We start from the raw sequence: 20,329 nt of genomic DNA, 5'->3' as shown, positions 1-20,329 counted from the left end.
CCCACGGTCGAACTAGTTGACTAGAGACTAGTCGCAGTGCAACTATCAAGTCATGACGAACTCGACTGGCACGACGAACGGCAAGGTTCGCTCCGCACTGGTCATCGGCGGCGGTATCGCCGGTACCGTCACCGCGATGGCGCTGCAGCGGGCGGGCGTCGAGGCGACGATCTTCGAGGCGTACGACGGCCCGGCCGACGAGATCGGCGGCGGCATGGGCCTGGCGCCGAACGGATTCCAGGCGTTCGACGCGATCGGCGTCGGCGACGCGATCCGCGCGGTCAGCACCGAGATGAACGGCATCGTGCTGCAGAGCTGGAACGGCAAGAAGCTGGCCGAGTTCGGCACGCTGCCCGGTATCGACCCGACGCGCTTCGTGATCCGCGCGGAGCTGTTCCGCACGTTGCGTGAGGCGGCCGAGGAACGGGGCGTGACCACCGTCCACGGCAAGCGCATCGTCGACGCGAGCGAGGACGCCGACGGTGTCACCGCGCGCTTCGCGGACGACAGCACGGCGACCGCCGACGTGCTGATCGGCGCGGACGGGCTGCGCTCCACGGTCCGCCGCCTGATCGACCCGACCGCCTCCGCGCCGCAGTTCGGGGGCACGGCCGGGTTCGGCGCGATGGTCGCCGACACCGGCGTCGCGCCCACCGACGGCAGGATGTACATGACCTTCGGCAAGCGGTGCTTCTTTGCCTGGCAGGTTTTCGCCGACGGTACGGGCATCTGGTTCATCAACCTGCCGGTGGCGCAGCCGCTCTCGGTCAACGAGCAGCGCGAGCGCGGTGGCGCCTATTGGCTGGGGCACCTGGCGAAGGTCTGCGAGGGCGACGTCACCCCGGCGAAGCGGATGCTCGCGGCCACCGACCCGAAGACGATGCTCTTCGCGGGCAGCACCGAGAACATGCCGCGGTCGGTGCGCTGGAGCCGCGGCCGGATGGTCCTCACCGGGGACGCGGCCCATGCGCCCTCCTCCAGCTCCGGCCAGGGCGCCTCGCTCGCCGCGGAGAGCTCCGTCGAACTCGCCCGCTGCCTGCGCGACCTGCCCCTTCCTCAGGCGCTGGCCCGCTACGAGGAGCTGCGCCGGCCCCGGGTGGAGCGGATCATCAAGGAGACCGCCCGCACCAACGCCCGCAAGGCCGCGGGCCCGGTCGCACGGGTGATCCGCGACGCGCTGCTGCCGATGATGTTCAAGTTGACGAAGCCCGAGAAGAGCGCCTGGCAGTTCCAGTACCCGATCGACTTCGACGACTCGGTGGCGTGATGGCCGGAGTCGGACCTGGCCGCCTGCCCGGTCGAGACGAGGCGTACGCGGCCCTCGCAAGAATGCCCCCGTGAGATCGGCGATAGTGGCGGCAGGGGGCAGCAGCCCGGCCTCGGCACGGACGGCATCGGCGAGCTGGTGCAGATCAGACTGGCCGCCGGCATGGGTGATTTCTGGGCGCTCGAGTCCACGGATCGTAGCCGTACGGCCAGGATCCGGACGGTGCGCCCACACCACCTTGGGAGTGACGCCTACTTGAGTGGCCCACAGACTGTCCGCTGTCAGTGGGCACGCCGGTGCGTGAGGAGGTGGGAGCGGTCCAGTCGGCGCGGACCGGCCGCTGCTCGCCGAGTTGTCCGTGAATCCCCCCGGAATTGTTCGTGATCGGTAACAGACGCATCCGGTGGCCGCCGCCTCTCGTCCTGCCAGGTGGTCGCAAGACGACCAAGGATCGGCGAGGAACTGCGCGAAAGCGGGGCGGACATGGCACGGCACGGCGGCGGGCGGGGCTGGTACGGCAAAGTGGTCGGAGCGGCGCTGGGGGTGACGGTGCTGGCCGTCGGTGCCTCGGTGTGGACCGCGCAGGCCGGTGCCGTTGTCGGCGCGGGGCCTCACGCGGCCGCGTCGGCCAGGCCGGGCGGTGACGTCAAGCCGGTGGCGGTGACCATCGTGCACGCCTCGGACAAGGGGGCGCGTGGCGTCAACATCACCATCGACGACGGACCCGACCCCGCATGGACCCCTCAGGTGCTCGACGTGCTGCGGGAGTTCGGGGTGAAGGCCACGTTCTGCATGGTGGGGACGCAGGCGCAGGCCCACCCGGACCTCGTGAAGAAGGTGGTCGCGGCCGGGCACCGGCTGTGCGACCACTCGGTGTCGCACGACACCACCATGGACACCAAGTCCCAGGCGTACCAGTCGCAGCAGATACTCGACGCCCAACGCATGATCACCGAGGCGTCCGGGGGAGTGCGGCCGATGTACTACCGGGCGCCCGGCGGCGCCTTCACCCCCTACAGCCGCAAACTGGCCGCCTCCCGGGGCATGCGCCCGCTCGGCTGGAACGTGGACTCCAAGGACTTCGAGCGGCCGGGCACGGACGCCATCGTCGCCACCGTCCAGCGGGAACTGCCCAACGGGCCGACGCTCCTCTTCCACGACGCGGGCGGCGACCGCTCCCAGACCGTCGAGGCCCTGCGCCGGATCCTTCCCTGGCTCAAGGAGCAGGGCTACTCCTTCGGCTTCCCGGTGCGCTGAGCCCCGGCCCGCCCTGGTAGGTCACGGCGTTCGAGGCCCCGGCGCCAGGCACGAGCAGCCTGCCCGCCTCTCCCCACGGTGACGTCGGGCTCACCCACTTCGGGGACGACCGAGACGTACGTGTGCCGTGCCACGGAGCTCCACCCCGACTGCGGGATACCCCATGACGTACTGGCGAGGGCCGCGGCGGCCGGCTGAGACATGTCGACGACGCACGACGTCCTGTCGCCCACGGGGGAGTTGCCCGGTCGGGGGAGGAACGGCCCCCTCCCCGACCAGACCCTCGCGTCACAGGGTGCGCAGCACCTCCAGACGTACGGCGGCCGACGCCTTGTCCAGTGCGGAGCGGCACTCCTCGTGCGTCGCGCCGACCGTCGTGACCAGCGCGTAGCGGCTCGACACATGGCCGTTCGGCGGCAGGCGCAGCTCCTGGCCGGGCAGCGCGATGGCCAGGGCCGTGTCCACCGGGGCGGGCAGCGCGGCCGTGTCGATGACGACCTCGCGCGCGATGCAGTCCGCCTCCGGGTAGTGGAAGCGCACGGCCGCGACGTTGCGCCGGTCCGGCCGTACGTCCGGCCGCGCCCCGCAGGCCACCCGTGCCGCGACGAGCGCCGCATCGACGCCGAGTGCGAGGCGCCCGATGTCGGGGATGCGGTCCCCGCCGATCCGGGCGTTGATCTCGACGACCTTCGGTCCCTCCGGTGTGAGCCGCAGCTCCGTGTGCGTCCAGCCGGTGGTGAAGCCGACCGCGGCGTGCGCGGCGGTCACCACGTCGAGCACGGCCGGATCGGTGAGCAACGGGTCCTCGGCGTCGACCAGATGTCCGGTCTCCTCGAAGTACGGCGGGAAGCCGCATTCCTTGCGCGCCACGAAGGCGGGGTGCATCCGTCCCTCGTACCAGGCCGCGTCGACGCTGATCTCCGGGCCGTCCAGGTACTCCTCGACCAGGACGTCCCCCGGCGCCACTTCCACCGCGCCCGGAGCCGTCGCCCCGCGCGCCAGGCGGAAGCGGCCGGAGAGCTGGGCGGGTGCGTCGACCTTCGCCACGCCCGTACTCGCGTTCAGCGCACGGGGTTTGAGGACGAGCGGGTAGCCGACGAGGGCGGCCGCGGCGCGTGCCTGGGGCAGCGACCTCACCAGAGCGGACCGGGCCTGCGGCACCCCGGCCTCCCGCAACACCTCGCGCGTGGCCCACTTGTCGCGGCACCGCAGCGCCGCCTCCGGCGGACTGCCCGGCAGACCGAGCAGCCGTGCCAGTTCGGCGGTGTGGACGACGCGGGTGTCGTCCCAGGTCATCACTCCCTCGTACGAGAGTCCGCGCACCGCCTCGGCCATGGCCGTGACGTCCGCGGTATCCACCACCGTGTGCCCGCTGAGATAGGGCCCCTCCCACAACGGCGCCCGATCCGCGAGGAGATGGACCTCGTACTCCTTCGCGACCGAACGCAGCAGGTACTCGCGGTACGCCTGCGAACCGGCGCCGACCAACAGCAGTGTCATGACCCGGCCTCCGCTCCGTCGAGGTGCGCGGCGAGCGTGCGCACGGTCCGGTGGAGGTACAGCTGCGGCAGCGGGAACGCGGGCAGGCCCGCCGCCCGCACCGCCGCCAACAGCCGTACGCTCAGGAGGGAGTTGCCGCCGAGCGCGAAGAAGTCGTCGTCCAGGCCGACCCGGAAGCCGAATACCTTCTCCCACAACACACGCATCCGCGACTCGGTGTCGTCGCCCTCGGGCAGCGGCTCCTCGTCCGATCCGTGCGCCAGCGGCTCGGGCAGACGTGCCGTGTCCACCTTGCCGTTGGGTGTCAGGGGGAGCGCGGGCAACGCGGTGAGCGTGGACGGCACCATGTGCTCGGGCAGGAAGCGCGCCGCGTGCCGCCGTACCTCCGCGATGTCGCCGTCGGCCCCGTCACGCAGGACGACGTAACCGTCGAGACGGGCGCCCGCCGTGTCGGCCGCGTCGCTCGCCTGCCTCAGGACGACCGCGGCGGCCCCCACCGCCGGCGCGTCCAGCAGGCGTGCCCTGATCTCGTCCAGTTCGATGCGGAAGCCGCGTAGCTTCACCTGGTTGTCGAGGCGCCCGAGGTGCTCCAGACGTCCGTCGGGCAGCAGTCGCCCGCGGTCGCCGCTGCGGTACATCAGACCGGGCGCGTGCGGGTCGGGCAGGAAGCGCTGGGCGGTCAGCTCCGGGCGGTTGAGGTACTGCCCGGCCACCCCCAGACCGCCCACGTAGATCTCGCCGGAGACCCCCGGGGGCACTTCGCGGCCCTCGGGGTCGAGGACGTACAGGTGCCAGCCGGGCAGGGCAGCCCCGACCGAGCGCGAACCTGCCAGCGCCTCGCGGCGGGTGATGGTCTGCGCCGTGACGTGCACGGTCGTCTCGGTGATCCCGAACATGTTGACCAGGCGGCACGCCCATTCGGGGTGCCGGTCGAGCCAGAAGCGCAACGGCCTCGTGTCGAGCGGCTCCCCGCCGAAGACGACCAGGCGCACCGAGTCCGAGACCCGCTTCTCCCGGTCGGCGGTCATGAGCTGGGCGAAGGCGCTCGGCGTCTGGCTGAGCACCGTCACCTGCTCGGCGGCGAGCAGCATCGCAAACTCGGCCGGGTCGCGCGAGGCCCAGTAGGGCACGACGACCAGGCGCCCGCCCGTCATCAGGCAGCCCCAGATCTCCCACACCGAGAAGTCGAAGGCGCTGGAGTGGAAGAGCGTCCAGGTGTCGTCTCCGCCGAGCCCGAAGTCGTCCCGCGTGGCGTGCATCAGCGCGCCGACGTTGTGGTGCGGGACCACGACACCCTTGGGGCGACCGGTGGAGCCAGACGTGTAGATGACGTACGCAGCACCGTCGGCCGGGAGGTCGACCGGTTCGAAAGGCTCCCGGCCGTCCCCCGCGAGCGCGTCCGGCCGTACGGTCCGTACACCGTCCTGCTGCGGAAAGGTCTCCGACTCCGTGACGACCAGCGTGAGTTCGGCGTCCTGGCTGGTGTACGCAAGACGGGCCGCCGGATAGGCCGGGTCCATCGGCACGTACGTGGCCCCGCATGTGAGCACCGCGAGCAGCACCACCACCAGGTCGAGCGACCGCTCCAGGCAGACGCCCACCCGGTCGCCCGGCGCGACCCCCAGGTCACGCAGTGCCGCCGCGTACTCGTCCGCCCGCTCCACCAGTTGACGGTACGTCAGCTCAATTTGCTCGAACGACACGGCGGGCGCGTCCGGTGTACGCCGGGCCCAGGCTCGTACAACCTGCTCGATGCGCTCGTCCGGCACCTCGGGCGCGCGGCCCAGACCGCCGAGCACCGCCAGGTCGCGCAGCTGCTCCTCGTCGAAGAGGGGTACGTCACCGATCCGGGTCTCGGGGTCCGCGCCGGTCAGTGCCCGGTGCGCCGTGACCAGCATGCCGGTCAGCCACCCCACCGAGGCGTCGCCGAACGCGGAGTGGCGGTGGTGGACCATGCCCCGCAGGACCGGGGACCCGTCGTCGGCCACGTGCACCGACAGTGCATGCACCGGGTCCAGGAACGGCCGGTGCGCCAGCGGCTCCGCCTTGACGTCCTCGCCGGTCAGAGCCTCGGGCGCCTCGGTGGTGAGCAGACCCGCGAGCGGCGCTCGACCGGTCGCGGGCACGGCCCGGTCCACCTGCTCCAGGTACTGCGCCACCGTCGCGGACGCGTCGACCGTGAAGGTCAGCGCCCGCTCGGCGTCCACGCCGAGCGTCACCTCGGCGGCCGCCGTGCAGCGCGCGAGGACCAGACCCAATGCGGCCCTGAGCGTGAGCGACGCGGGTGCGCCGCCGTCGGCCGGGACCGAGAAGCGGTGCAGCCCCACCGTCGTGGCGCCCGGGGTGCCGAGTCCCCACTCCGGCGCCTCGGTGCGATCGAGCCCAGCGAGCGCGGTACGCAGCCGCTCGCCGTGCTCCTCCGGTACGGCGTCCGGCCGCGCCGGCTCCACAAGCAGCGCCCGCGCCATGTCGTACGGGTCGGCGAGCACGGCCCGGTGCGCCACCACGACCAGGTCCGCCGACCCGTCCTCGTACCGCAGCAGGACCGTGCGCAGCCCGGGTCCGGTGCGCGGATCGGCGGGCCGCGCGAGTTCCCGCTCGCGATGCCGCGCGGCGGCCTCGGAGTCCGCGCCGCCGGGCACGTCCTCGACCCACAGGCGTACGCCGTCGGCGGCGAGCGCCAGGTTCCGGCGCAGCCGCTCGGGGTCGGCGCCCGTGTGCACCCGCAGCGCGAGCGCCTGGCACAGTCGTCCCGTGTCGTTCATCGTCTTCCCCTCCGGGTACTCCTCAAGGGCGTTCACCGGCTCGTGAAGCCGCCGTCGACGGTGACGGTGGAGCCCGTCACCTGGCGCGAGTCGTCCGAGCCGAGCCACACCGCGGCCCCGGCCACATCCTCCGGCTCGATCAGCCGGTTCATGGGCTGCGCCGCCACGAAGGTCTCCTCGTGCTCCTCGACCGGCACCTCCAGGGACCGGGCGATCTCCGTGAGCATCCGGCCCTCGGCCGCGTCGTCGTCACGCACCGAGCCGGGGCACAGCGCGTTCACGCGTACCCCGAACGGCGCGAGGTCCAGGGCCGCCGCCTTGGTCAGGCCGACCAGCGCGTGCTTCGCGGTGACGTAGCCGGCGAAATGCCGGTAGCCGACCAGGCCCGCCGTGGACGCCACGTTGATGACGCTGCCCGCGCGCCGGCTCGTCATCGCCGCGCCCACGGTCCGGATCATCCTCCACGCGCCCGAGACGTCGACGTCGAGCATCAGGTCCCACTCGTCGGGCGTGATGTCCTGGACCGTCTTGCCCGAAGGGGCGGCTATCCCCGCGTTGTTGAGCAGGATGTCGATGCGGCCGAACCGGTCGAGAGCGCCCTCCACGACCGCGCGCACGGCCTCCAGGTCACGGACGTCCGCCATGGCCGTCGACACCGCGCCGCCGCCCTCCTCCCGGCACATCCGGGCGGTGTACTCCAACTGGCTCGCCGTACCCAGCGGGTAGGGGACGCCGTCGAGGTCGTCGCCGATGTCGGTCAGCAGCAGGTCCGCCCCGGACCGGGCGTACGCGAGGGCGCACGCCCGGCCGATGCCACGGGCCGCGCCCGTGACGAGTGCCACCTTGCCCGTGAGCGGGGCGGCGGTGCGCACGGCGCTCATCGGCCCACCTCCTGGGCGGCCAGCTCCTCGTCGAGGAGGCGGACCAGGTCGGCGGGCGAGTCGACCAAGTACATGTGCCCGCCCGGGAGTTCGACCTGACGGCAGCCGCCCGTGGTCGCCGTGTCCCACTCGGCGGCCTGGGCGCGGTCCACCAGCTCGTCGACCTCGCCCCGGATGGAGACGATCGGTACGTTCAGCGGCACCTCGGACGGCGCGCGGTAGCTCTCGTGCATCTCCACGTCGGCGCGCAGCGGAGGCAGCAGCATCTCCCGCAGGTCGGGGTGCTCCAGGGCCGGGTGGGTGTAACCGGCGAACTCCTTGACCTGCTGGAGGAACGCCTCGTCGGTCAGTCCGGTGGCCCGGGTCTCGCGCTGCGTCCACGGTCCGGGTGAGCCGCTGACGAAGAGCTTCACGACCTCGGGGCCGCCGAGCGCGCTGATGCGGTGGGCCATCTCGTAGGCCATGACCGCGCCGAGGCTGTGCCCGAACAGGGCGACGGCCGGGCTGCCCGCCACCTCGTCCAGGACGGTGGGCAGCAGGTCGTCGACGGCGGACACCACATCGGTGTACAGCGGCTCGCCGAACCGTTCCTCACGGCCCGCGAGTTGGACCGGGACGATCAGGACGGTGTCGCTGCCGTACTCCTGGCAGCGGCGAAACGCGGAGGCTCCGGCGCCCGCGAACGGGAAGCACAGGACGGGGATCTGCATGTCAGCCCTCCAACTCGGCGGCGGACGCCCACGCCCGCGCGATCAGTTCACCGGTGCCGGCGGGGTTTCCGCGCACGAAGTAGTGCCCACCACCCGCCAGTTCGCGGAAGTTCACGTCATTGGCGACGCGCTCCCAGCAGCGATACTCGTCGGCGGCGTGCGCGAGGCCCTTGTCGTCGTCGGCGACGACGACCGTGAAGGGCGCCTCGATCCGCCAGTCCGGCTCCTCCTCGGTCACGCCGATGAAGTAGCGGTAGCCCCCGCACACGTCGTGACGGAACAGGTCGCCCATGAAGGACGTGTAGCGCCGGTCGAGGCCGTCCAGCTCGGTGTAGCCGGTCTCCTCGACCATGTACGAGATGATCTCGTCGTCCGTCCAGGTCTCGATCATGTCGATCGACTCCTGCATGTCCTTCGCGGGCGGCAGCAGCTTGGACCCGATGAACACGTGCCGCAGGTCGAAGCCCCGCTCCTCCAGGACACGGGCCAGCTCCACCGTGACGGCGGCGCCACCGCAGTGCCCCCACAGGATCAGCGGCAGGTCGGCCTTCCGCTCGATCTCGTCCGCCATCCGCGTCACCGTCTCCAGCACGTCGGTGAACTCGCCCGGGTGGCTCGGGCTGTGTCCGGGCGGCTCCAGGCCGTACACCACGAGCGACGGGTCGAGCTTCTCGATCTCCTCCGCGAGCGGCTTGAAGTTCACCGGGTGCCCGCAGGGGTACGGCACGCACACCACGGCTGCCCCGGCGCCCTCGGCCGTCGAGGTGAGCAGGTGCAGCAGCTCCTCCTCGGTCTCCTCGCGGTCCCGCCCTTCGATGAGCGCGGCCAGTTCGGTGAGCCGGGGGACCCGGGTCAGGTCGGAGAGCGTGACCAGGCCGTCGAGTTCCAGGACGACCCGCAGTGCCGACAGGGAGTTGCCGCCGAGCGCGAAGAAGTCGTCGTCCGCGCCGATGTCCTCTGAGGTGAGCCCGAGGACGCTCTGCCACGCCTCCCGGATCCGCGCGACGGTGGCCTCGGTGGCCGTTCCGCCGGACACCTGTGCGACGACGTCCACCTCGTCGGCCCGGGTGCGGCCGAGCAGCGCCAGGTCCTCGTCGGCCAGCAACCGCACAGCGCCGTGCGGCGCGTCGGGCTCGCTCGCCATCAGTTCGAGGACGCGGACGAAGTAGCCGCCGATGCGGTCGATCTGCTCCTCGTCGTACAGGTGCGTGTGGTAGTGCAGGCAGAGCTGCACCTCGTCGTCGAAGAAGTGCCGGGAGAACTCCGTACGGAACGGGAACTCCGTCTCCGAGTCGACCCGCATGTCGAGCATCGAGAACTCGGGCAACTGCTGGAGGTTCTTCAGCAGGTAGAAGTGCGTGAAGTTGAACGTCGTCTCGAACAGCGTGCGCTGCGTGGAGAGGTCCTGCTTCATCTTCGCCATCGGGTAGCGGCGGTGCGGCAGCAGGTCCAGCTCGGCGCGGTAGACCTTGCGTATCAGGTCCGCCCAGCTGCCCCCGCTCAGATCGACCTGGAACGGGACGGTGTTGAGGTGCAGACCCAGGGTCGTCTCCGCGCCCGGCAGCTCCGGCCGACCGCTGTGCTCGTAGCCGGTCATCACCTGGTCCTGGCCCGACACGAGGCTCAGCACCTTCATGTGCGCGGCCAGCAGCACGTCCTTGAACGGGACCGAAAGAGCTTCGGCCGTCGCCTCCACACGCTCGGTGAGCCCCGCGGGCAGCGGTACGTCCCGCAGCACGACCTGGAAGTCGTCGGTCGCCACCGCGTCCGCCTTCGGCGGGACGTCGGCGGGCATCGCGCCCTCCAGCACCTCCAGCCAGAAGTCCCGCGACGCCGGCGACCGCAGCGCCTCCGTCTCCAGGCCGACGAAGTTGCGCAGGTGGTTGTCGACCGCGGGCCGCGTCGTGTCCCGGCCCTCGCGCACCTGGTGGTAGAGCTCGAAGAGCTGCGTGTGCAGCAGCGAGATCGACCAGCCGTCCAGAGCCGAGTTGTGCTGGCTGACGGTGTACCGGTACAGCTCGTCGCTGAGCACCTGGACGTGCAGGGTGACCAGGCCACCCTCCTCCCACACGAACCGGCGGGCCTTCTCGCGCGCCAGCCACTCCTCGTGCCAGGCTTCCTGGCCGGCCCCGTCGAGGTGGCGCAGGTCGGCGGCGGTCAACGGCGGCGGGACATCCCGGTGCACGATCTGGAGGAACTCGCTGTAGCCCGTCAGGTGGTACGTCGTCCGCAGGATCGGGTGCCGTAGCGTCAGCAGCCGCACGGCCTCCGTGAACGCCTCCGTGTCGAAGGCGCCCGTGATCGAGTAGCTCAGCACGTCGTGGTACTGGCCGAGACCGCCCGTGATCTCCGTCTGGAAGATCAGGCCCGCCTGGAGCATCGACAGCGGGTAGGCGTCCTCCGCGTCCGCGGGCAGCAGCGCCCGGTCCGCCTCGGAGATCAGCTCGAACGGCTGGAACGCGCCACGCGCGGCGACGTCCTCGGCGACCGTCGCCGACTGTGCCTCCGCCTCGATCGACTCGGCGAGCAGCGCGATCGTCTGATGCTTGAACAACTGCTGGAAGGTGAAGTCGAGCCCCGCGGCACGGGACTTGGCGAGCACCGACACGAAGTGGATCGAATTGCCGCCCAGTGAGAAGAAGTTGTCGTGCACGCCGAGCTTCTCCCGGCCCAACACGTCCTTCCAGATCCCCGCGAGGGTCTCCTCGCGCCCGTTGCGCGGGGCGACGTGCGCGGGGGCCTGCTTGCGCAGCGCCTCGGGACGGCGCAGCGCGGCCCGATCCAGCTTGCCGTTCGGGGTGAGCGGCAGCTCGGCCACGGACACGACCCGGCCCGGCACCATGTACTCGGGCAGCGCGGCACGCACGTGCTCCTTGAGCTGTGCCTCGGACGCCTCGCCGTCCAGGACGACGAACCCGCGCAACGACGTCTGCCAGCCGTCGTCGACGGCCACGACCGCCGTGTCCCGCACCGCGTCGTGGGTGCGCAGCCGCTCCTCGATCTCGCCCGGTTCCACGCGGAACCCGCGGACCTTCACCTGGAGGTCGACCCGGCCCAGGTAGTCGATGGTGCCGTCCGGCAGCCAGCGCGCCCGGTCGCCCGTGCGGTACAGCCGGTCCTCGCCTGTCGCCGCGCGCACCGCGTCGCCGGAGACGAACTTCTCGGCGGTCAGCTCCGGGCGGCCCAGATAGCCGCGCGCCACACCCACGCCCGCGATGTGGAGTTCACCCGGTACACCGACCGGCGTCCGGCGCCCGTCCGCGTCGAGCACGTACAGCCTGATGTTGTCGATCGGGCGTCCGATGGGCAGCCGCGCCCGGTCGCCGAGCCCTTCGACGGGCTGGTGCGTGACGTCGACAGTCGCCTCGGTCGGCCCGTACAGGTTGATCAGCCGCGCTCCGGGCAGGAGTTCGGCGAACTTGACGGACTGCGCGGTGCCCAGGGCCTCGCCGCTCGCGAAGACCTGGCGCAGGGCGCCCAGTTCTGCGCCGTCACCGAACCGGGCCAGATGCCCGAGGAACATCGTCAGCATCGACGGGACGAAGTGCGTCGTGGTGACCTTGTGCCGCTCCAGGGCGGCGACGAGCGCGGCCGGGTCCTTCTCCATGCCGGGCGCGGGCAGGGCGAGCGCCGCTCCGGTGAACGACCACCAGAACAGCTCCCACACCGACACGTCGAAGGAGATCGACGTCTTCTGGAGCACCACGTCGTCGGGGCCGATGGGGTACGCGCGCTGCATCCAGTTGAGCCGGTTGACCGCGCTGCGGTGCTCCACCAGGACGCCCTTGGGACGCCCGGTCGAGCCCGAGGTGTAGATGACGTAGGCCCCGTCACCCGCGCCGGACACCGCCTCCAGGGCCGATCCGTCCGCCGCGTGCGACGCCTCGTCGTCCAGGTCGAGGCCGGGCGTGTCGCCGAGGAGGGACGCGAACCGGGCCTGGTGGAGCACGAGTTGGGTGGTGCTGTCGGAGAGCAGGTAGTCGATGCGGGCCTGCGGGTACGACGGGTCGACGGGCAGGTACGTGCCGCCGGCCTTGAGCACGGCCAGGATCGCCGTGATCATCTCGGGCGACCGCTCGGTGACCAGCGCGACGATCGAGTCCCGGCCGACCCCGCGTTCCCGCAGTGTGCGAGCCAACTGGTTGGACCGCGCGTCCAGTTCGGCGTACGACACCGTCCGGTCGTCGCTCAACAGGGCGGGCGCGTCGGGGGTCCGGGCGGCCTGCGCGGCGAACAGTCCGTGCAGGGTGGCGTCCGTGTCGAAGGGGTGCTCCGTCGCGTTGCTCGCCGCGACGACGGCCTCGTCCTCGGCGGTGTACAGGTCGATCTCGTCGACGCCCGTGTCGGGCGAGGCGGCGGCCCGCTCCAGGAGCAGGGCGTAGTGCGCGCCGATGCGCTCGATCGACGCCTCGGCGTAGCGGGCGGTGTCGTACGAGACCGTCACGACCAGTTCCGCGCCGTCGCGGGAGGCGGTGAAACGGACGCCGTCGCCGGACGTGTCCGGGGCGTCGTGGAACCCGTCGAGCGTCATCGCGGTGGCGAAGGCGTCGGCGTGGCCCAGCTCGGCGGCCAGGGCGGCCACCGCGCAGTCCTGACGGCTCTCCGCCTCGCGGACGGAGGCGGCCACCCGGCCCAGCAACTCCCGCAGGGAGCCGCCGGTTTCGACGCGCAGCAGCAGCGGGCCGCCCGCGAACTCGGGCGCGGCGCCCCGCGTCGGCAGGGCTACCGCCACTTCGTCCTCGCCGGTGTACCGGCCGACCAGGGCTACCAGGGCGGAAGTCAGGACGACGGAGAGCATCTCCGGCTGGTCGCGGCTGATCCGGTCGAGCCGCTCGGTGAGCGTCGTACCGAGGCGCACGGCGTGGGTGCCGCGCTCCGGGCGTGCCTGGGCATCCTCGGCCGGGCGAGGACGGAAGTCGGGCAGAAAGCCGGGTGTCTGGTTGAGCGAGGCCAGCTGGGACCGCCAGTACGCGGTCTGCGGGTTCGAATCGGAGCGGTTGGCCTCAGGGTCGAGCAGTAGCATGCGTTTCTCCTGCACTGAGCTGTGAGCCGTCAGATGTCGTGTCTGTGAACCGTCAGAAGTCGAAGTCGAAGTCGAGGACGGGACCGGGCGCTGCCGGCGGGGTCGTGGGCGCGCGGACCAGTGCGGGCAAGAGGGTGCCGAGCGTGGCCGAGGGGTCGGCGACGACCGCGTCCAACAGGCGGACGAAGTCGTCCCGCCAGGCGCCGACGGTGTCCCGGCGCAGCAGCCCGGAGGCGTACCGCCAGGCCATGCGCAGCGAGCCGGCGACCTCGTAGACCTGTAGGTCGAGGTCGAACACGGCCTGTCCGGTCTGCTCCAGGCGCAGGGGGACCCTGGCGCCCTGGAAGTCGACCGCGAGGTAGCGCCCGCTGTGCAGCGCGACGAGCGCGTCGAAGAGTGGGGTGCGGCTGTAGTCGCGCACCGGTGCCGTGCCGGCGACCAGGTCCTCGAAGGGGAAGTCCTGGTGCGCGAAGGCGTCCTCGGCGGCGTCGGCGAGGCGGCGCAGAAAGGTGTCGAAGGGCAGGCCCGGCTCGGCAGTGCCACGCAGGACCACCGTGTTGGCGAACATGCCGACCGTGCGGTGGAGTCCGGGGGCCGTGCGGCCGGAGACGGGGGTGCCGACGGTGACGTCGCCGGTGCCCTTGAGCGCGGCGAGCAGCATGCTGTACGCGGAGGCGAGGACGGCGAAGAGCGTGACCTCGTGCTCCCGGGCCAATCGGCGCAATCCTGCGGTGAGTTCGTTGCCGATCTCGAACTCGACCACATCACCGTTGAGTTCGCGCAGCGTGGGCCGTGAGCTGTCCGTCGGCAGGTCTGCCCGGTCCGGAGGCGTGGCGAAGACCTTCTGCCAGTAGGGCTCCTGGGCCTCCCGCAGGGCGGTCCCGGCCGGGCCGGTCAGCCAAACCGCGTAGTCCCGGTAGCGGGGCGTCGGCGGCTGAGGGGATCCACCCGCGTAGAGTTTCGCCAGATCCTCCAGGAGCGGTGCGAGGGAGAACCCGTCCACGACGATGTGGTGCAGGTCCATGCGCAGCGTCACCCCGGACGGTGTGCGGTGTACGTCCGCCCGCCACAGGGGGGCTCGTTCCAGGTCGAAGGGGCGCACGAACTCCCCGACGGGGCCAGGAGGTTCGTCCAGCACCCGCACCTCGACGCCGACGTGCGGCTCGACCCGCTGACGTACCTCGCCGCCCTCGACGACGAAGCTCGTGCGCAGCGCCTCGTGGCGCTCGGCCAGCCCGGACAGGGCTCGCGCGAGCCGTTCGGGGTCCGTGTCCGCGGGCAGGTCGAGACTGAGCGGCACGTTGTAGTGCACCGCGCGGTGGTCCTTGGCCTGCTCGAAGTACAGCTGGCGCTGTTGCGGGGCCAGCGGGTAGGTCTCCTGCTCGGGCGCGGCGGGGATGGAGTGGCCGAGGCTGGGCGCGGCCTCCCGTAACAGTTCCGCGAGCCGCGCGGGTGTACCGCCGTGCAGGACGGCGCTGACCGGGCAGTGCCGGCCGAGGCGCTCCTGTACGCCCACTGCGATCAGGGTGGCCGTGAGCGAGTCCGCGCCAAGGTCGCGCAGGTCGTGGTGGACACCGATGCCGCTGATCCCGAGGGCCCGTTCGGCGAGCTCGACCACCATCCGCTCGGTCTCGGTCGAGGGAGCGACGTAGTCCGCCAGTGACAGCAGGTGCGCGCCGTCTGGGTCGGGCAGTCGGGACCTGTCCACCTTGCCGCTGTGGTTGAGCGGCAGCGAGGCCACCGGCACGAGGTACGACGGGACCATGTGCCCCGGCAGCTCCGCCGCGAGCAGGTCGCGCAGGTCGCGGGGCTCCGGTGGCCGCGGACCGGCGTAATAGCCGCACAGGTACTTGTCGCCCCTGCCCGGACGGGACCGCGCCACAACGATTGCCTCGGCCACGTCGGGATGGGCGAGCATGGCCGCCTCCACCTCGCCGGGTTCGACCCGGAAGCCGCGCACCTTGACCTGGAAGTCACGCCGGCCCAGGAACTCGATCACGCCGTCGGGACGCCAGCGCGCCAGGTCGCCGCTGCGGTAGAGGCGGCCCCCCTCAGGACCGAAGGGATCGGCCACGAAGCGTTCGGCCGTCAGCTCCGGACGCCCCAGGTAGCCCCGGGCGACCCCGGCTCCGCCGAGGCAGAGCTCGCCGGGCACCCCGACGGGGCACGGGCGCCCCCGCTCGTCCAGGACGTACGCGGTGGAGTTGGTGATCGGGCGCCCGATCGGGATGCGTCCGAGGTCGGACCGGTCCAGCCGGTGCGTCACGGAGAACGTGGTGTTCTCCGTCGGGCCGTAGCCGTTCACCAGGGCCACGTCGGGGCAGGCGTCCATCACCTTCCCGATGTGCACGGACGACAGGGCGTCACCGCCCACCACCAGTTCGCGCAACGGGCGGAAGATGCTCGCGTCCTGCTCCACCAGCTGGTTGAACAGGGGTGACGTGAGCCACATCGTGGTGATGCGGCTCTCGGCCAACTCCCGTCCGAGAGAAGGCGCGTCGAGCACGACGTCGCTGTCCACGAGACGCAGGGAACCGCCGTTGAGCAGGGCACCCCACATCTCGAACGTGTTCGCGTCGAAGACGATCGAGCCTGTGGGCAGGATCCTGACGTCCGGCCCGAAGCGCACGTAGTCCGCGCCCTTCACCAGCCGCACCACGTTGCGGTGGACGACCTCCACGCCCTTGGGCTTCCCGGTGGTGCCCGAGGTGTAGCAGACGTACGCGAGGTCGTGAGCCGCCACCGCGTCAGCCAATGCGTCGGAGGTGGCGTTCTCGTCCGCCACCCCCGACCCGGGGGCGAGGACCGTCCCGTCGAAGGCCAGGTCCACCGGCAGGTCACCGGTCGCGACCAGGACGCGCACGGACGAGTCCGCGAGCAGCCAGGCGGCGCGTTCGGCCGGATAGTCGGGCTCCAGCGGAAGGTAGGCGCAGCCCGCCTTGAGGATGCCCAGGGCGCCGACCACGAAGTCGGGGGTGCGCCCGGAACGCAGCGCCACCCGGTCGCCGGGTACCGCCCCGGAGGCCACGATGCGCCGCGCCAACGCGTCCGACAACACATCTAACTGACGGTAAGTCAACTTCTCCGTGCGCCAGCTGAGGGCCAAGGCCCCCGGGGTCAGCCGGGCCTGCTCCCTGAACAGGCCGTGGATCGTGGCCGTGTCGGGGTAGGGGCGCGCGGTGTCGTTGAAGGCGCCGACGACCCGGTCCCGCTCGCCCTCGGCGAGCAGCTCCACGTCCCCTGTGCGACAGGATGGATGTTCCGTCAGAAAGGCGCTGATCAAACGGAGTTGCTCGGACAGACGTGCCGCCGTGGCGTCCTCGAAGAGCGAGGCGCGGTACCCGAGCAGCAGGTCGTCGCCGTCGCGCGCCAGGAACAGCTCGTGCGGTCCGTCGGGCGCGGGGCCCGAGGCGTACGCGTACCGCACGGCCGTGCCGACGGGCGGGCCTTGCCGTCGCGCCCGCTCCGTCCGGGCGAGCAGTGCGGCGACGGGCTCGTCGGGGTGCACGGTAAGAGTCAGCGAGCCCGCCCCGTCCTCGGCCGTGTCGACGTCGAGGAGCAGGCGGAGCTGTCCGGTGTGCCGGTGCAGCAGGACGGCGAGGGCCGCGAGGGCCGTCGGTCCGCCGGCGCCCGGAACGCGCAGGGTGCTGAGCGGGCCGGACGCGGACTCCCGGGTGCGGGGACGGTCGGTGACCAGGAGTACGGCGTCACCCTCCTCGTCGGCCCGAGGCTCAGGAAGCGGCATGAATGGCGTCGGAGTCGAGGTCGGAGCCCCGCTCGGCGTGCTGGTCATCGGCTGCTGTCACCCCCAGCCGGAACGGGGTGCGGCGGAAGAGCAGGACGGTGAGCACACCGGGAGCCGCAGCGAGCGCGGAGACCACCAGGATGAGAGCGCTGTAGTGGCTGCCGCTCAGGAGCACACCGCCGAGCGCGGAACCGGCGGGCAGGGCACCGGCCATCACCGTGCGCATCAGCGTCATGGCCCGGCCGCGCATCGCGCTGGGCACCCGGGTCATGCGGACCACGCCGCCGAGCACCGTCATCGGCGCGGAGAGGATGCCGTTGAGCGCGAGGCCGAGAAGTATCCACGGCAGCGCGGTCGGCAGGAGCAGGAACAGCACGGCACCGGAGAAGAGTTGGAGCACACCGATGCGGAGCATCTGCCGCTCGGAGGTCTCCACCGCGCCCGAGACGAGGGAGCCGATGAGCTCGCCCGCCGCCATGACAGCCAGCATCAGACCGAGGATGCCGGGGCCGGCGCCGAACTCGAACTTCGCGAGCCAGGGGAGCGCCACGATCAGCGCGCCCGCCGAGACATTGAAGGCGCCGAAGGACAGCGTGAGCACCAGGAGGAAACGGTCGCGCACGATGAGCCGGAGCACCGGGGCCCAGCCGGGCCTGGCGTCCTTGGTGCCGGGCGCCGCTACCGGTTCGGGCCGGCCCATCGGGGCCTTGATGCGGCTGATCAGGAAGGCGAAGACCAGGTAGGTCACGGCGTCCAGAACCAGCACGTAGGGTGCGCCGAAGGCGGTGATCAGTCCCGCGCCGATGGCCGGGCCGAGGACGTTGGCGGCGCCCATCGCCGTGGACTCCAGGCCCGAGGCCGCCTGGAGCTTGTCCTCGGGGACCAGCTCGGGCAGTACGGCAGGGGTGCCCGCCAGTGGGATGATCTTGAGCAGTCCGTAGATCAGCGCCACTACGTACAGGTGCCAGGTCTGGAGCGCGTCCGCCATCGCGAGCAGGGGGATCATGGCGACGACGAAGCCGCGGAACACCGAGTCGTAGATGAAGAGCTTGCGCCGGGAGAACCGGTCGAGCAGTGGTCCGACGACGGCCCCGCCCAGGATCACCGGGAGGGTGAGACACACGCCGAGGACGCCGAGCCCGGCGGCTCCCGCCTTCCCCAGCGTGATCCACGCGAGGGCGGCGTAGGTGGCGCCGTCCCCGAGGAGATTCAGGACGAGGGCCGACCAGAGCAGTCGGTAGTCACCGATGCGCAGGATGGCTAAATATGCTTTCACGTTCCACACCGTTCAGTAGGCCGAAAATGGCAAGCAAAGTGGGCGGCACGGCGTACAGAACACGCCAAGAACCGCTTCGGGTGTGCGAAGGAAAGGCGCCCTTCCTCTTGCCTGTCGTCAGGTTCGACGGACATGCCGAAAGGCGGCAGAGGAACTGGCGTCAAAATGATTGAGCTGCTTATTCACGCTTGATCCGGCAGTGAATACCGGAATCCCCCGTACGTGTTCCCCCAGGAAGTGCCCCCGTCTCTCTTCTGCTGCCACCAGTGGCGACGCAGGTTTTCCGCCGCTTTTTTAACATCTCGCCCGAGAGGCGTCAAGTACGGTTTGCGGGGTGTTTTAGTTGGCTGGATCCTCCCTTGAGGATCGCTCGAACACCCCCTGTGAACTGGTCATTGTTGCCGGGACATGTCGCGGCCGGGGCCCCTGGAGTGGGGCATGTCCTGAACTACGAGGTGAAATCGGACTCTCGGGCGCGTGATTACTTCAGAGCGCCGGGCCGCCCGAAAGAGGGAAAGTCGGCCTTCCGTGCGGCGGCCGGGGCGGGTGGCGCGTTGAGTTCCGATTTCGATGGCCAATTGGTACGGGTTGTCCGCCTGTCGAGTCGGCTCGCCGAGCAATGACGGTGCAGTGAGCGCGAGTATCCGTCGCCCTTGTTCGACAGTCGGGACGCTCGTGTCGAAATGATGATTGACATCGCTGCCGGGGAAACGCCTCCAAGGGCTCGCCCGGTGAGCGTCCTCCGGGGCCCTTGGCCTTCACGCTGTCGCGCGTGCGAAGGGTGAAGCGGACGCTTTTCCCTGGAGGGGTCGGTTCTTTTCCGTGACGGTGCCGCACACTGCCATTCCGTGCCCGACGCGGTGCTCCGGGCGCGGAATGGCAGTGTGCCGTGACCCCCGGTCGACACCGACCGTGACGTCCGCTTATCGGTGTGCCGTGTTCGCCCAGAAGATGAACGCGTACCGTCAGTGCGCTTCCGGTCGCGCGTCCGTTCAGCGGACGTCCCCTTCGACGCGCGATACGGCAGACGACCGTGGACAGGGATGCCGGCCGGGCGGGGTGCGTCGCCATTTCGTCGCTCTGCGTGAGGGAGTGGTCCCGGTGCGGGCCGGCCGGAGGCCGAGATTTCCGCACGATGGCGTTTGCGTTTCCCGGAGTGGTATGCCGCCTCGACGACGTTTCGTCAGGTTGGTACGTCATGTGCGCGGAGGGCCGTGACGGTTGACGCGACCGACGCGCGGCCTTCCAGGTCGGGAGCGTGTGTCTCGCGGTGGGGAACGGGGTGCCGGGCCTGGGTGGCGTAGGAGGGGTACGCATGATGACGGAGGAGTGTGGCCTGCGGAGCGCACGAAACGCTCACGCGGACCCGGGGGCTGATCTGAGCCCCGAGCGGATTCGTCGCTCAATTCATCTCATCTTCATGGAGGGTGAGACGATACGCGCTGCGAGACGGTACGCGCCGATCTGATGAGCATGGTGTGCGTGAGCCCGTACTTCATCCTCGAACCGCGCCACTGGCAGTAGCGACGAGAGCGGATTCACCACCGGCGACCGCTCCCTTGAGCCTCGCCCGGTCCTCAACCGGCCGATTCGACGGGGACCTTGACGTGTTTCATCAGGGCTTGGTCGCCCTGGAGGCAGCAGTGGCCGATCGCGCACAGCACGTTCATCGCCGGCGTGCATCCGGCCGCGCAGCCGCAGGGGATGTCGTAGGGAATGGCCAGGTAGCCGTCGAGCGGGCGTCCTTGGGAATCTACCTCTGATCTTGGCCGGTGCTCCGCCCTTCAGGGCGGGGGTGAAGGCCATCCTGGGCCCGGAGGCGCGAAGCGCCGGAGTGCTCTGCGCCTCCGGGGTGACGGTCAGACGGGGCGCTGCTGGTTTTCGATGTACTGCTTGACGACGGTC

General features: G+C 71.0%; 9 protein-coding genes. 2 read left to right on the top strand and 7 right to left on the bottom strand.

Going from position 1 to position 20,329, the window contains the following annotated elements; all coding sequences use genetic code 11:
• The first annotated feature begins 52 nt into the window (after nucleotides 1-52).
• Together ACZ4N5_RS41345 and ACZ4N5_RS41340 are read left to right on the top strand one after the other, a co-directional pair.
• Nucleotides 53-1,267, top strand: a complete 1,215-nt coding sequence (locus ACZ4N5_RS41345) for an FAD-dependent oxidoreductase (RefSeq protein ID WP_467762123.1) — start codon at nucleotides 53-55, stop codon at nucleotides 1,265-1,267.
• 483 nt (nucleotides 1,268-1,750) lie between these two features.
• The gene (locus tag ACZ4N5_RS41340) at nucleotides 1,751-2,524 is read left to right on the top strand and encodes a polysaccharide deacetylase family protein (RefSeq protein WP_467762140.1); all 774 of its coding nucleotides are present in this window, start codon (nucleotides 1,751-1,753) and stop codon (nucleotides 2,522-2,524) included.
• A 288-nt stretch (nucleotides 2,525-2,812) separates the two neighbouring features.
• Here the strand turns inward: ACZ4N5_RS41340 and ACZ4N5_RS41335 are convergent, their stop codons facing one another.
• The 7 genes from ACZ4N5_RS41335 to ACZ4N5_RS41305 are packed head-to-tail and all read right to left on the bottom strand — an operon-like array spanning nucleotide 2,813 to nucleotide 18,424.
• The gene (locus tag ACZ4N5_RS41335) at nucleotides 2,813-4,024 is read right to left on the bottom strand and encodes an ATP-grasp domain-containing protein (protein WP_467762122.1); all 1,212 of its coding nucleotides are present in this window, start codon (nucleotides 4,022-4,024) and stop codon (nucleotides 2,813-2,815) included.
• On the bottom strand, nucleotides 4,021-6,789 hold the full coding sequence (locus tag ACZ4N5_RS41330; RefSeq protein WP_467762121.1) for an amino acid adenylation domain-containing protein: 2,769 nt from the start codon (nucleotides 6,787-6,789) through the stop codon (nucleotides 4,021-4,023). The genes ACZ4N5_RS41335 and ACZ4N5_RS41330 overlap by 4 nt, the downstream gene beginning before the upstream one ends.
• A gap of 32 nt (nucleotides 6,790-6,821) precedes the next feature.
• Complete coding sequence (locus ACZ4N5_RS41325) at nucleotides 6,822-7,670, bottom strand: SDR family oxidoreductase (protein ID WP_467762120.1); 849 nt, start codon at nucleotides 7,668-7,670, stop codon at nucleotides 6,822-6,824.
• A complete protein-coding gene (locus ACZ4N5_RS41320; protein WP_467762119.1) occupies nucleotides 7,667-8,380 on the bottom strand; it encodes a thioesterase II family protein in 714 nt (237 codons plus the stop codon). The genes ACZ4N5_RS41325 and ACZ4N5_RS41320 overlap by 4 nt, the downstream gene beginning before the upstream one ends.
• A gap of 1 nt (nucleotide 8,381) precedes the next feature.
• Entirely contained in the window at nucleotides 8,382-13,403 is a 5,022-nt protein-coding gene (locus ACZ4N5_RS41315; protein ID WP_467762118.1) for an amino acid adenylation domain-containing protein, read from the bottom strand.
• Between the two features lie 52 nt (nucleotides 13,404-13,455).
• Complete coding sequence (locus tag ACZ4N5_RS41310) at nucleotides 13,456-17,148, bottom strand: amino acid adenylation domain-containing protein (protein ID WP_467762117.1); 3,693 nt, start codon at nucleotides 17,146-17,148, stop codon at nucleotides 13,456-13,458.
• Nucleotides 17,135-18,424, bottom strand: a complete 1,290-nt coding sequence (locus ACZ4N5_RS41305; RefSeq protein ID WP_467762116.1) for an MFS transporter — start codon at nucleotides 18,422-18,424, stop codon at nucleotides 17,135-17,137. Before ACZ4N5_RS41305 ends, ACZ4N5_RS41310 begins: the two co-directional genes overlap by 14 nt.
• Nucleotides 18,425-20,329 lie beyond the last annotated feature (1,905 nt).

The sequence above is a fragment of the Streptomyces sp. NPDC026500 genome (genome assembly GCF_055567635.1).
This window is presented reverse-complemented; position numbering and strand designations above follow the sequence as displayed.